This window comes from Limnobacter sp. (assembly GCF_043511195.1).
GTDB lineage: Bacteria > Pseudomonadota > Gammaproteobacteria > Burkholderiales > Burkholderiaceae_B > Limnobacter.
This window is the reverse complement of record NZ_CP121330.1, coordinates 2447070-2460333: the sequence shown is the minus strand read 5'-3', so window position 1 is coordinate 2460333 and position 13264 is coordinate 2447070. Positions and strand designations below refer to the sequence as shown.

The 13264-nt window shown below is 52.1% G+C and carries 10 protein-coding genes and 1 tRNA gene; 6 read left to right on the top strand and 5 right to left on the bottom strand.

What is annotated here, in order from left to right; genetic code table 11:
• The first annotated feature begins 71 nt into the window (after nt 1–71).
• Complete coding sequence (locus tag P0D43_RS11710; protein ID WP_394672488.1) at nt 72–2798, top strand: TRAP transporter large permease subunit; 2727 nt, start codon at nt 72–74, stop codon at nt 2796–2798.
• A 56-nt stretch (nt 2799–2854) separates the two neighbouring features.
• Here the strand turns inward: P0D43_RS11710 and P0D43_RS11705 are convergent.
• A tRNA-Arg gene (locus tag P0D43_RS11705) sits at nt 2855–2929 on the bottom strand.
• Nucleotides 2930–3149: 220 nt separating this feature from the next.
• Here P0D43_RS11705 and P0D43_RS11700 point away from each other — a divergent pair.
• From P0D43_RS11700 to P0D43_RS11685, 4 genes are all read left to right on the top strand, one after another.
• Nucleotides 3150–3758 carry an RNA polymerase sigma factor gene (locus P0D43_RS11700; protein WP_394672487.1) on the top strand — a complete coding sequence of 203 codons (609 nt, stop codon included), beginning with the start codon at nt 3150–3152 and terminating at the stop codon, nt 3756–3758.
• A 75-nt stretch (nt 3759–3833) separates the two neighbouring features.
• On the top strand, nt 3834–5168 hold the full coding sequence (locus P0D43_RS11695) for a sigma 54-interacting transcriptional regulator (RefSeq protein WP_394672486.1): 1335 nt from the start codon (nt 3834–3836) through the stop codon (nt 5166–5168).
• A 25-nt stretch (nt 5169–5193) separates the two neighbouring features.
• Nucleotides 5194–5403 carry a hypothetical protein gene (locus tag P0D43_RS11690; RefSeq protein ID WP_159570723.1) on the top strand — a complete coding sequence of 70 codons (210 nt, stop codon included), beginning with the start codon at nt 5194–5196 and terminating at the stop codon, nt 5401–5403.
• A 44-nt stretch (nt 5404–5447) separates the two neighbouring features.
• Nucleotides 5448–5756 carry a hypothetical protein gene (locus P0D43_RS11685; RefSeq protein WP_341236586.1) on the top strand — a complete coding sequence of 103 codons (309 nt, stop codon included), beginning with the start codon at nt 5448–5450 and terminating at the stop codon, nt 5754–5756.
• Nucleotides 5757–5761: 5 nt separating this feature from the next.
• Here P0D43_RS11685 and P0D43_RS11680 read toward each other — a convergent pair whose 3' ends face one another.
• Nucleotides 5762–6133, bottom strand: a complete 372-nt coding sequence (locus tag P0D43_RS11680) for a hypothetical protein (RefSeq protein ID WP_394672485.1) — start codon at nt 6131–6133, stop codon at nt 5762–5764.
• Between the two features lie 59 nt (nt 6134–6192).
• A complete protein-coding gene (locus tag P0D43_RS11675) occupies nt 6193–6768 on the bottom strand; it encodes an RNA polymerase sigma factor (protein ID WP_159570716.1) in 576 nt (191 codons plus the stop codon).
• Between the two features lie 288 nt (nt 6769–7056).
• Between P0D43_RS11675 and P0D43_RS11670 the strand changes: the two genes are divergently transcribed.
• Nucleotides 7057–9018 carry a DNA topoisomerase IV subunit B gene (locus tag P0D43_RS11670; RefSeq protein ID WP_394672484.1) on the top strand — a complete coding sequence of 654 codons (1962 nt, stop codon included), beginning with the start codon at nt 7057–7059 and terminating at the stop codon, nt 9016–9018.
• 7 nt (nt 9019–9025) lie between these two features.
• On the opposite strand, the gene P0D43_RS11665 is transcribed toward P0D43_RS11670, so the two are convergent.
• Both P0D43_RS11665 and P0D43_RS11660 read right to left on the bottom strand, forming a co-directional pair.
• Nucleotides 9026–12178 (bottom strand): error-prone DNA polymerase, encoded by a 3153-nt coding sequence (locus tag P0D43_RS11665; protein ID WP_394672483.1) that lies wholly within the window; start codon nt 12176–12178, stop codon nt 9026–9028.
• Nucleotides 12175–13206 carry a hypothetical protein gene (locus tag P0D43_RS11660; protein WP_394672482.1) on the bottom strand — a complete coding sequence of 344 codons (1032 nt, stop codon included), beginning with the start codon at nt 13204–13206 and terminating at the stop codon, nt 12175–12177. Before P0D43_RS11660 ends, P0D43_RS11665 begins: the two co-directional genes overlap by 4 nt.
• Nucleotides 13207–13264 lie beyond the last annotated feature (58 nt).

The following is a 13264-nucleotide window of genomic DNA, read 5'->3' as shown; positions in this document are numbered from 1 at the left end:
GCCCCCTTTTTATTACTTTTAATTCGCTATTTGATCAGCCAACTCAAAGTTGGCGCTGATAAGGATCCGTTATGCAGAGTTCCGCCGGCAAGAAATGGATGGGTCGCACACCGTCCGAGTGGTTATCCAGCCTACCGATTTTCTCCCTGTTGTTACTCACCCTGATTATTGGTACGGGTGAAATGGTGCACGGTCAGCTCTTGCGGCTAGGCGAGCGCATGTTCGGCGATCCTGAAAATCAGGTTCAATACTTTTTGCTGCGTGCAGATCCTTCCGCACCCACCTGCGAAGCCAATCCCGACATTGACGCGCTTGTGACCAAACAGGTCGCCGATGCAGAGAGTGCACCGAAGTCTGATCTGGATTTGTTATTCGGTGATGTCGCTGTTGACCCCAACGAGATTCGAGCTTCTTTGGAAGCCGCCCGTGATCAATGCCGCGAGCGATTTGCTGTATATGAAAGGGTGAGCAAAGCCATCACACCCGAAGTCGAGGTGTTTCGAGAAGTTGAAACCGGCTTTTTTGGCATTTTCAAGTTCGGTACTGAAAACCGTCCCCTGATTTTGTTGATCATGGTCGCAATTGCTGCCATTTCAACCACCAAGCAGTTCCACCACATCAGTTTGCGTCCACCACGCACCAAGAAAGACTTCCAGGTCTATTCGTTGGCCATGCTGGGTGCAAACCTGTTGATGACCATTTCAGCCACCTATTACCTGAAGCTTCAATACGACTCGGGTGTGGCGGTTGAAAATCCGCTGATCAGTATTATTGCGATTGCCCTGTTTGCCAGCCTGTCGTTCATCAGTCTGAAAGACGTGCTGAAAATTCCAGCACAGGCTGAAGAGGGCGGAAGCTACGGCATGGGCCTGTTGAGTATCCCGCTGTATGCATTCATGGCCTTGAATGCGGGTATCAACTTTTTCATGGACGACTACATTGCTGGTTTGGCCATTTACTTTGGCCAGATCACCGAGTTGTCGAGCATTTTCCTGAACCTGGCGCTCTATCTGTGGGCCGGTATGTTGCTCAAGCAGACCCGTGTGGTGTCCTTGTTCATGGACATTCTCAAGCCCTGGAAGCTTCCGCCTGAAATATTCACCTGGATTGTGTTGCTCGCAGCGGCCATTCCAACCGCCTACACAGGCGCCTCCGGTGTGTTCGTGATCGCTGCCGGTGCGATTGTTTATCGGGAAGTGCTTGCCTCTGGCGCACGTCGTCCATTTGCATTGGCCGCAACAGCCATGTCGGGCTCGCTCGGTGTGGTGCTTCGCCCCTGTTTGCTGATTGTGGTAATTGCCGCATTGAACAAGGAAGTGACCACCAGTGAACTGTATGGCTGGGGTCTGTTCGTATTCATACTGACTTCAACTATCTTCATGTTGATCGCGCTGCTAAAAGCAGAAGGGCGTGTCACTGAACGTGCCAAGGCGAAGGAAGCACTGCCACAATCCCTGCGAGCATTGGTACCCGTATCGCCTTACATTGTGATCGTGATGCTGGTGGTATTTGGTTACGAATATTTGCTGGACACCAAACTGGATGAGTTCACAGCGCCCGTGATGCTGCCTGTGATCATGCTGTTCGTGATTATTTTCGACAAGCTGCGCGGCGGCCCCACCAAAGTAGGTGGTGATACGCCAGCAGACAAGAAGAAAAACCAGGGTCTGGAAATGGCGGTGCGCAGTGCCACCTCTGAGACCATTGGTCACATTGGTGCCCTGATCATGTTGATGGCTTTGTCCATTAGCGTGGGCGGCATGATTGAACGTTCTGGCTTGATGAGCATTGTTCCTGCCGAAATGGCCAGCATTTGGGGTGCATTGACGCTGTTCATGATCATGATGGTATTCATCGGCATGGTGATGGATCCATTCGGCGCGGTTATTCTTGTGTCGGCCACAGTGGCGCCAATTGCCTACAGCAATGGCATACACCCGGTCCACTTCTGGATGATCGTCATTACAGCGTTCGAGTTGGGTTATCTCTCGCCGCCGGTGGCATTGAACCAACTGCTCACTCGCCAGGTCGTGGGTGAGGCTGAAATGGACAAGGTTGCCGACGAAGTGAAAGGCAAGCCGTTCTACTACAGGTACGAACGCTGGTTGCTGCCCGTGTACACCTTGTTCATTGGTTTGCTGATCGTGACCTATGGTGGTCAAGCCTTGATCAACAATGCCGACAACTTGAAGCCAGTCAGTCATTTCCTGGGACTTGACCAACTTCGCCCGGCAGTACTTGACCAATCGCCCGCACCGGCTGCTGCACCTGCACCCGTTGCAGAACCTGCTGTAGACCCCGCAATTGATCCAGCAGCAGACACCTTGCTGGATCCTGCGTTGCCGCCTGCGGACGATTTGTTGAACGGTGAAATGCCTGCTGCAAGCGACCCCATGGCAGCTGCAGCACCCGCAGCACCTGTGGCGGCACCCGCTGCACCTGCTGGCCCCAGCCCGGTTCAGCTGCAAATTGAAGTGACAGAAGCAGTGAGCAATTGGGCTGCAGCCTGGAGTGCCCGCGATGTGGAGGGTTACCTCAGCTTTTATTCTGCCAACTTCGAGCTGCCTGGTGCACTAAGCCGTTCACAGTGGGAAAGCCAGCGCCGCGCCCGAATTGCCAACAAGTCGAATATTGAGGTTGACATCAGCAACCTGAATATTCAAATCAATGGCGAAGAAGCCACTGCCGAGTTTGATCAGGCCTACAAAGCTGACAAGTATTCTGACAATGTTCGCAAAACTTTGCGATTGAAGAAAGAAGATGGTCGCTGGAAGATTCTGACTGAGCAAGCCAGCTAATTTATTTGCTGTTCAATTGAAAAAGCCCCTGACAAGTCAGGGGCTTTTTTTATGCCTGGTCTCGCGGACAGGAATCGAACCTGTATCTAAGCCTTAGGAGGGCCTCGTACTATCCATTATACTACCGCGAGATGAGCGCATTTTACACCGCATCTGCCATCAGCCTGAGCCCGACCGGGTTCTGATTTAGAGATTTTGGATCATATTGAGTACGGAATTTATAAAAAATCAAAGAACTTACAAGAGCTAATCAATAAATACACCATGAAATCAGGCATTTGAAAATTACCTGTCCCTGGCATGCACACTGCACAACGCTTGTTACCACACACAAGCAAATAGAGGCAGGCCATGGAACAAATCGCAAACGTTCAACAGTTCGAAATCACCGTGTCGGGTATTGATGAAAGCACACCCGCACCGCTGAACGCAGCACAACTTTGCACGCTTGAAGCCTTGTTGAAATCGCAGCGATCGCGCTTGACCCATTTTGTTCGCAAGCACCTTCGTCGGGAGGATTATGTGGATGATCTTATCCAGCAAACGCACATGGCCGCGTTTCGCAACTGGGCCCGTTTTCGTGGCGACTCCAAACCCGAGACATCGCTGTTTGGCATTGCACTGAACCTGGTGAAAAACTTTCGCTACCGCGACACCAGTTTTCGGTTTCAAGGCGACGATTTCGATGAGCAGATCAGCATGATTCCCGCCGATTCAATCTGCGAGCCCGAAGAGTCCTTGATGCGCCAGGAGCGCATGGAAACCCTGAAGTCGGCGATTGATCAACTTCCGGGCAAAATGCAAACAGTGGTGCAGCTTGTTTTACTCGAGGGTTTTACTTATCAGGACGCCGCACTTGAGCTGGATTTGCCATTGGTACGGTTCGGTCCCGATTGTCTCGTGCAAGGGATATGCTTCGGGTGGAGGTTATGGCGCAGTCAGAATCACAGCATTGACTAATCCCAAGGGGTGATTCATTTGGCGTAAGCAGCCCTCACAATAAATATTGTTCAATTTATTGTGCCAAGGCTACAAATGACCGAGTTGATCCTTTGCATTGAATCGCAAGAACTTAAAAGCCGACTTCGTGCAGCAGCTTTGTTGATGCAGGCCAGTGTTCATGAATTGTCACTTGCTGAATTGATGGCCAAGCGCAACCTGCCCGCACACTGGTTGTTGGTGGACCATGGGCTGGAAGCAATTGGTGATTTAATCGAGCATTTCAAGGCACAGGGGCGTAATCCGGAAACCCAGATCATCCGGTTTATTGAAACACCCTGGCAAGAGTACGTTTATCACGACATTCCTATTTTTGCTTCGATTGTTCACCCCGCCAACCCATTGGCTGCCATGCAAGTACTGGAAAAGCTGACACGCACCAAGCCGTTCAGATCAGACCGAAAACCATTTCATGCCAATCATCCCGGGCCTTACAGCGAGGAGTTCGTGCGTTCACAGCCCATGCGCCATGCGGTATCCCAGCTTCAACGATTAAAGCAACTGCCTGTTGATACTGTACTTTTGGGGCCAACAGGCGCTGGCAAAGACACCGCAGCACGCTGGTTACATTCGCAGTCTGGCGTGAAGGGGGAGTTTGTTCACGTCAACTGTGCAGCGCTGCCAGAACAACTTTTCGAGGCCGAGGTATTTGGCGTGATGGCAGGTGCTTTTACCGGAGCCCAAAAAGACAGACCCGGCAAACTGGAACAGGCGCACAATGGCACGCTGTATCTGGATGAAATGGACAGCCTGCCTTTGTCCTGTCAGGCCAAGTTATTAAATGCCTTGCAGTACCGCGGGGCCACGCGCCTGGGTGGGCAAACATCTTACAGCGCTGCATTCAGGGTCATTGCATCCACCAAAGCCAGTCTGGAAACTTTGGTGGCGCAGGGGAAGTTTCGGGAAGATCTGCATTTTCGACTCAGCGTATCCCAGGTGCGCATCCCCGCCTTGGCTGAACGACTTGAAGACATCATTCCCTTGTATCGGCATTTTCTTGGTGAAGTGGCTACACAATTCAAACTCGGGGTGCCCGATCTTGAGCATGACGATATTGATGAACTCTTGAGCAAACCCTGGCCGGGGAATGTACGGGAATTGCACGCGTTTGCACAACGTCATGTCATCGGCCTGGGTACACCTTCTTGCATGGCCGTTGGCGTTGAGCCCGCAACGGGTTTGAAGCAGCGGCTGCTGGCATTTGAAAAGGCAGTGTTGATTCAAACACTTCACGCTCATCAGGGGTGCGTGCGCCTTGCCAGCGAAAGCCTCGGCATACCTGTTCATTCCTTGTACTACCGCATGAAACGCTTCGATATTCTTGAGAAAGTCGGGAACCCTTTGGCTGGCAAAGCCACTCAATTTTCATGAAACTAAGTTTATTGGCATCTTGCAAATGATTAATCCCAATACCCCGTCAATTCAGGCTGGTGCAGTCAATGCGGCAAACTCCGTTGGCTCGGTCGCGCGCAGCACCTTCAAATCCATTCTTTCCGAGCTGAATACGCGCCCCCTGAAACCCCTTGCCATGCAGCGTTTTGCGGGCCTTACTTCGCCCCGCAGTCTTGCACAACAAGTTCACAGCGATACCGCTGGTATCGTGTAGGGCCCGGTTTATTCATGTCGCCTGGCGCTTCCGGAAACTGGTTCTTGATTGATCAGCAGGCTGTTGAGGGCTTGGGGCATGGCGAATTGTTGCAATCCTCTTCTTGCCCCTCCGATTTCCAAGCCACGCTTGTCTTGAACAGCTATGAAAGTAATTGCCTTCGTAACTGGCTTTCGCAACGTTGGCGAGCAAAGTCTCTCGAGCAAACCTGTGTTTACGAGGCTGAGCATTCGACCTTGCTAATATCCATGGCCATGTCTGCAATCAATCTGCTTGCTGCCAGGGAAAAATTCGAAGCGTGGCTGCAAGCGGTTTTACTTGATCAACTTAGTGCGGCGCAAAGTCGGGATTGAATACGCTACGTTGCGCTTTTATTCTGGAAGTAGGTTTGTTTGTAGGCAAATGCCACATGAACAAATCCCTGAAATTGAGTCATAACAATGTCGTTGTTCTCACTCACAATTTCCAGGCACAGCCGCAAACAGTTGTCGTGGTGTGAAATTGCAATGGATACGCCAGCGGGCATGTCGTCTTTCAGCGCGCCGAACAAGGCCAAGGCCAATTTGATCTGGTTTTCCTGAACTTGAAGCGATTTCCCCAGGCTGAATACTCTCGCGCTTACTCGGCAATCTGAGCCGCTCAAGTGTTGCAATTCAACTGTGAAATTCTTTTCAAAATCGATTCGATAACCGTCTGTGGCCGCACATTGCTCGGTGTCGCTGGGACTCATTCCCAAAGACTCCAGAATTTTGTTGAGTGCCCCATATCGGGTCGACAAATTTGCGTTCATTAGTCCATGTACAAATCGTAGATTGATTTCAATTGCGCACGTGATCTTGAAATGCGTGACCGCACGGTGCCAATTGGAATGCCTAGAATGTCAGCCGCTTCCTGGTAAGAATTGCCATGCTGAACGACCAGAATCAAGGTCTCACGCAGGTCGTTGGGTAAATTTCCAATGGCCGATTCCAGTTTGATGCTGAACTCGTTTTTCATGCAGTGCTGCATGGGGTCTGAGCCTTCTGCCTGTTCCAGTTCAAGGTCTTCATCCGAGGTGAAGTGAAATTTGTACTGTGGCGAGCGGCGGGCCGTGTTTCGAATAATGTTCAGTGCAATGCCGAACAGCCAGGTGGCTCTTTTTGCGTCTCCCCGAAAACTGTCCCAGCAGCAGTAAGCCTCAATCAGGGTTTGTTGGAACACATCTTCAACTGCATTTTCATCACGAAAATGTTTGATGATGAAGTTGCGTAACCGCTTTTCCTGCTTGGCCACCAACAACTCGAACTCCGAGCGGGTTGTTTCCAGATTCGCCCTCGAGCACCTTTGAATTGCGGTGATCTTTAACTTGGGGGCAATCGGTTTCATGTCGAGCCTCTCTACTTGAAACGGAAGTGGAATCATGGTCGGCCTTGGCAAATGGTTTAAATAACGCCACAGCGTATCAAGGCTGCAAAAAGTCCGAATGAGGTGTCACCATGGATAGGGGGTGGGGTGACATGCTGCTTTATTAGCCTTAAAAAGTGTGCTAACCACGCGCTACAAATTTCCTATCTTGATCATGAGTGCTGGCACAGCCGCAGATGGTTCCAGTACGGCCCGAAATGGGCTGAAATTATTGGTATCATCAAGCGGTCATTGAACTATCAGGTTGTCATGAGCCAGTACCAAGAATCGTCCATCCGTGTCCTTAAGGGGCTAGAGCCAGTCAAGCAGCGCCCTGGCATGTACACCCGCACCGACTGCCCCTTGCACATTATTCAAGAGGTAATCGACAACGCGGCTGATGAAGCCTTAGGTGGTTTTGGTTCAAGAATTACGGTCACCGTTCACACCGATGGCAGTGTGTCGGTGCAAGACGAAGGGCGGGGCATCCCGATCGGCCTTCATCCTGAAGAACAAGTACCCGTAATCGAGCTGGTGTTTACCCGCTTGCATGCAGGTGGCAAGTTTAATAAGGCCGATGGCGGAGCTTACCGTTTCTCAGGCGGTTTGCACGGTGTGGGTGTTTCTGTCACCAACGCCTTGTCTACACGGCTTGAAGTGAGCGCGGTGCGCGACAAGCAGGTGGGCATACTGGTGTTCAGCGGTGGCGATGTGATCGAGCCCCTGAAAGTACGTCCCCAAGCCAGCGGCGATCCAAAAAAGGGAACCACGGTGCGCGTGTGGCCCGATCCCCAGTACTTTGACTCAGCTGTGCTGCCTCTCAATGAAATGGATCGCTTGCTGAGAAGCAAGGCGGTGTTGCTCAAGGGCGTGGAAGTTGTACTCGTGACCGAGAAAACCGGTGAAGCCAAACGTTGGAAGTTTGAGGATGGTTTGAGTGGCTTTTTGCGCGAGGAGTTGCTGGACCGTGAACTGGTCGCCCCCATGTTCAGTGGCGACCTGAACGTGGATGTGCTGCGCGACGAAGGTTTCGCTGAAGGCGAGGGCGCAGCCTGGGCCTTGGCCTTTGTGGCCGAAGGTGCGCCTGTGCGTGAAAGTTATGTCAACCTGATTCCAACTTCTGCCGGGGGTACCCATGAATCGGGCCTGCGCGAGGCTGTGTTCCAGGCCATCAAGGCATTCTGCGAAATGCATTCGCTCATGCCCAAGGGCATTAAATTGATGCCTGATGACATATTTTCCAAGGCCAACTTTGTGCTGTCAGCCAAGGTGCTCGACCCGCAATTCCAAGGTCAAATCAAGGAACGCTTGAACAGCCGCGATGCAGTGCGTTTGGTGTCCTCACTGGTGAAGCCTGCGTTCGAGTTGTGGTTGAACCAGCATGTGGAAGACGGCAAAAAAATTGCTGAACTGGCCATTAAACAAGCGCAAGCCCGTTCGCGTGCAGCGCAAAAAGTTGAAAAACGAAAAAGCTCTTCAGTGGCCATTTTGCCAGGCAAGTTAACCGACTGTGAAAGCACCGACATTACTTTGAACGAAGTATTCCTGGTCGAGGGCGATTCCGCCGGTGGCTCTGCAAAAATGGGGCGCGACAAAGAATTTCAAGCGGTGTTGCCTTTGCGCGGCAAGGTGCTCAATGCCTGGGAAACCGACAAAGACCGCCTGTTTGCCAATCAGGAAATTCACGACATTGCAGTGGCCATTGGTGTAGACCCCCATGGTGTGAACGACAACCCCGACTTGAGCGGTTTGCGTTACGGCAAAATTTGTATTCTTTCCGATGCCGATGTGGACGGCTCGCACATTCAGGTGTTGCTGCTCACCTTGTTCTACAAACATTTCCCTGCGCTCATTCGCAGCCAGAATTTGTATGTGGCTCGCCCGCCGTTATTCCGCGTGGATGTGCCTGCACAGGGCAAGAAGCCTGCACGCAAACTGTATTGTCTGGACGAAGCCGAACTTTATGCCGTGCAAGACAAGCTGGGCAAGGAAGGCGTGAAAGAGGCGAACATCAAGATTTCCCGCTTCAAGGGTTTGGGTGAAATGAATGCCGAACAGCTTTGGGAAACTACATTGAACCCCGACACACGCCGCTTGTTGCCGGTTACTTTGGGGACTATGGACGTAGACCAAACCAATGCCATGATGCACATGCTGATGGGCCGCACTGAAAGTGGTGCACGCCGTACCTGGCTGGAAGACAAAGGCAATCTGGTTGAAGTTGATATTTGATTTCAGCCTATTTAAAATCGCGTGAAGGCGTTTGTAGTTGCGCAAGCAGGTGGGTGTAGTCTACCAGCCTTCGTGCTACCAAATTACATACTTCGCCTTCGCGCTGCCATATGCCAAACACCCCCATGATTTGCGCATTGCGTAACACTTGCCGCTGTTCTTCTGCCAGGCTGTTCCACACAATCACATTCACATTGCCTGTTTCATCTTCCAGGTTTAAAAACACGGTGCCATGCGCAGTGGCTGGGCGCTGCCGGTGCGTCACAATGCCGCAGGCACGGGCTAGCCGGCCGTTTGGGTAGGTGCGCAATTCTTCAACCTGCCTTATTTTGTAAGGTGCCAGTTGCTTGCGCAAAAATGAAATAGGGTGGTGCTCCAGGCTTGCATTGGTTGCGCGGTAATCGGCCAGCATGTCTTCCAGTTCACTGGCTTTTGGCAATTCAAGCGGTGTTTCATTGCTTCGGGTGTGGGTCAGCAAGTCTGTATTTTTTGTGCCGCGCCGTACGCCAGTTGTTTCTGTTGCTGCTGTTTGCCATACAGCCTGGCGGCGGTGCCCAGCCAGTTGTTCAAGTGCATTGGCATCAGCCAGCGCAAGCAGGTCAGCGCGGTCAAGCTGTGCACGTTTGGTCAGGTCTTCCACGCTTTCAAACAGGCCTTGTGCACGGGTTTGAACAATGCGCAAAGTGGCGTCGTTTTTCAGGCCATTCACACGGTTCAATCCCAAACGAACAGGGAGCAAGGTGCCGTTGCAACTGCCCAGCCGGGTTTCCAGTCGGGTTTCAAATGCACTGCATTGCACATCCACGGGCAATACTTTCACCCCGTGCCTTTGCGCATCTTGAATCAGTTGCGAAGGTGCATAAAAACCCATGGGTTGCGCGTTGAGCAAGCCACACAAAAACGCATCAGGATGGTGGCATTTCAGCCAGGCCGACGCATACACCAGCAGCGCGAAACTGGCCGCATGACTTTCTGGAAAGCCATATTCGCCAAAGCCTTCCATTTGCCTGAAAATACTTTCGGCAAACTCGCGGGTGTAACCGCGTTCCAACATGCCACTCACCACTCGTTCATAGAAATGGTGCAGGCCACCCTTGCGCTTCCAGGCTGCCATGCCGCGGCGCAGTGCATCGGCCTCGCCTGGTGTAAAGCCAGCAGCCAGAATGGCCACCTGCATCACTTGTTCCTGAAAAATCGGAACACCTTTGGTTCGTCCCAGTGCTTGCTCCAGCGCTTCGGAAGGATAGCTGACAGCTTCAAGGCCCTGTCTGCGTTTTAAAAATGGATGCACCATGCCGCCTTGAATGGGGCCGGGGCGCACAATGGCCACTTGAATCACAAGGTCGTAATATTTGCGGGGTTGCAGGCGTGGCAGCATGCCCATTTGTGCGCGGCTTTCTATTTGAAACACCCCTACGGTGTCGGCCTTGCACATCATGTCGTATGCTGCGCTGTCTTCAGGCGGTATGGCTTGCAGTGTTCGGGGGGTGCCGGGTTTTTTGTTCAGTTCATCCAGTGTCATGCGAATGGCGCTCAGCATTCCCAATGCCAATACATCCACTTTCATCAGGCCCATGGCATCCAGGTCGTCTTTGTCCCACTGAATCACACTGCGGTCTGGCATGGATGCATTTTCAACAGGCACCAGTTCAGTCAGGCTGTCGCGGGCAATCACAAAGCCACCCGTGTGTTGGGACAAATGCCGCGGAAAACCCAAAAGTTCATCGGCCAAATGCACGCAGTGCTGCACAGCGGTTTGACGCACATCAATACCAGCCTGCACCATGTGGTCAACACGCATGCTGCGGCTGTAACCGCCATCTTGTGACTTGGCCAATTGCTCAATCATGTCAGTGGCCAATCCCAATGCTTTGCCCACATCGCGCAATGCCGAGCGGGGCCGGTACACCACTACACTGGCGGCCAATGCGGCCCGGTCACGACCATATTTTTTGTAAATGTATTGAATCACTTCTTCGCGGCGTGTGTGTTCAAAGTCCACGTCGATGTCGGGTGGCTCGTTGCGTTCGCGGCTAATAAAACGCTCGAATAGCACAGCCATTTTGTCGGGGTTTACTTCGGTAATGTGCAGGCAATAACACACCACGGAATTGGCGGCAGAACCACGCCCCTGGCACAAAATATTGCGCGAACGCGCAAAGCGAACAATGTCGTGAACGGTTAAAAAATAGGCCTCAAATTTCAGTTCTTCAATCAGCGTTAATTCATGTTCAATCTGTTCTCGAACTTTTGTGGGTACCGCGTTGTTGTAGCGCTGCTTTGCACCTTGCTCTACAAGCAGGCGCAAGTACTCTGCGGGTTCCAGGTCTTCGGGGCTGATTTCGCGGGGGTACTGGTAGCGCAATTCATCGAGCGAAAACACACATTGCGCTGCCAGTGTCGTGGTTTGCTCAAGCAAGGTGTGCGGGTAAGTTTGGGCAAGTACCTGCAAGGGTTGCAGGCAACGTTGCGCATTCGTTTCCAGAAAGGGTCTGGCCTCGTTCAGGCTGCAGTTCAGCCGAATGGCAGTGAGCACATCGTGCAGGTTTTTTCGTTCGCTTGAATGCATCACAGGCAAATTGCTGGCCATTAATTCGACATGGTGCAAGTGGGCCAAAGTTTGCAAGTGCAGCAACCATGCTTTGTCAAACCCCCTGTGCTGCAAATTGCACACCAAGTGCATTCGGCCAGTGAAGCGTTTGGCGCACCAACTTAGCAGTGCAGCCAAGTTTTCTTTGTTGCGCTCATCGGGTAGCAGCAATAAATGCAGTCCGGGTGGAATGTCGGCAAGGTCTTCGCGGGTAAACAGGTAATCGCCTTTGAATGCACGGCTGCGTGCCTGTGTAATCAGCCGGCACAAGTGGGTGTAACCCGTTTTATTTTTCACAACCAGGGCAATGCGCTGGCCAGCAAATTGACTGCTGTGTGCAAACAGAAATTGCGCACCCACCAGCAGTTGTATGCCGCTTTCTTTGGCGGCCTGGTGTGCGCGAACAATGCCCGCAAGCGAACATTCATCGGCAATGCCAATGGCGCTGTAACCCAGTAGTTTCGCCTGTTGAACCAGTTCTTCGGGGTGCGATGCACTTTTTAAAAAACTGAAATTGCTCAATGCCAGTGGTTCCGCAAAGCGGATCGGATTTTCCATGGTTTTAGTCATGCAAAGTAACCGTGTAAAAACCAGCGTGTGTTGTCTTCAAGCAGGTCTTGGTACAGCCACACCAAACTCGAGTTGCTGTCGCGTGCGCAATAGTAATCGCGCTTGCAAGGTTGGGCATCCCACCAGCCAAACTCAACACGCTCAGGGCCACTGAGCAACTGCCAAGGGCCACCGGCTTGCCAGCTTGGGGTTTTACCTTGCAAGGGTTTGGGCTGTGGCAACAACCACAAAGGCCTTGGCGCACTGCAGGGCAAGGTGGCGTTGTTCAGTTCAGGGGTGTGTGTTTTATCGCCTTTTTTAAAGGCAATACTTGAATTTTTAATTAAGGGGACAGGCTGCAACACAACGCTGCATTCCGGTCTTGGGTCGCTTTCAGTGGCTGCAAACAACACGGTTTGTTCGCCCAGGCGCGCGCGCAGAACATCGCAGGTATTGTCCCAATTGTGCAAGCTTTTCCCAGGATCGGGTAAAAAACTGGTGTTTATATTGGGCAGCAATTCACTGTGCGCGCACTGTACCCGCAGGTTGCGTATGTCATCTTCAAATTGCATTCGCCCCAGTTGGTGGTGCAGCAGCCGTTTCCAGGTATCAAGGCAGTCGGTGGGCTGCGCACTTCGAAGGCGCAAAATTTCTTCACCATGCGCATGCTTGAAGGACCACTGCAATTCACGTGCACCATGTTTTTGCTGCTTTAACCAGCGGCACACTGCTTGAAGCAGGGTTTGTGCGTGGTGCTCAATCAGGTCTAGCCTGTCGCTGTGAAACGGCAATTCCGTTTCTTGTTCAAAGGTGTTGGCAGGTGTGTGGCTAACCGCGCCTGGTGCCAATTTGTTTTGAACGCCAAAGCCTGAATCAAGTTCTGCCAGTGCCTGCGCGCCAAAGCGTTTTAAAAACCCGTCGCGCGGCAAACGCCACAAATCACCAATGCGATTAAAGCCGCATTGTTGCCAGGTGGTTTGTAACTTTAAATCGCAATCCAGTGCATGTGTTGGCAGGGACAACAAGCTGTTGTCATTGAAACTCAGCATGGCCAGAAAATCACTTTCAGTGTGCGCAGGCGCACATTTACCAAGCCACCAAGCCCCA

Excerpts from the sequence above, each read along its gene's own strand:
- P0D43_RS11710 (WP_394672488.1), top strand. The coding sequence starts at position 72 with ATGCAGAGTTCCGCCGGCAAGAAATGGATGGGTCGCACACCGTCCGAG.
- P0D43_RS11700 (WP_394672487.1), top strand. The coding sequence starts at position 3,150 with ATGGAACAAATCGCAAACGTTCAACAGTTCGAAATCACCGTGTCGGGT.
- P0D43_RS11695 (WP_394672486.1), top strand. The coding sequence starts at position 3,834 with ATGACCGAGTTGATCCTTTGCATTGAATCGCAAGAACTTAAAAGCCGA.
- P0D43_RS11690 (WP_159570723.1), top strand. The coding sequence starts at position 5,194 with ATGATTAATCCCAATACCCCGTCAATTCAGGCTGGTGCAGTCAATGCG.
- P0D43_RS11680 (WP_394672485.1), bottom strand. The coding sequence starts at position 6,133 with ATGAGTCCCAGCGACACCGAGCAATGTGCGGCCACAGACGGTTATCGA.
- P0D43_RS11675 (WP_159570716.1), bottom strand. The coding sequence starts at position 6,768 with ATGAAACCGATTGCCCCCAAGTTAAAGATCACCGCAATTCAAAGGTGC.
- P0D43_RS11670 (WP_394672484.1), top strand. The coding sequence starts at position 7,057 with ATGAGCCAGTACCAAGAATCGTCCATCCGTGTCCTTAAGGGGCTAGAG.
- P0D43_RS11665 (WP_394672483.1), bottom strand. The coding sequence starts at position 12,178 with ATGACTAAAACCATGGAAAATCCGATCCGCTTTGCGGAACCACTGGCA.
- P0D43_RS11660 (WP_394672482.1), bottom strand. The coding sequence starts at position 13,206 with ATGCTGAGTTTCAATGACAACAGCTTGTTGTCCCTGCCAACACATGCA.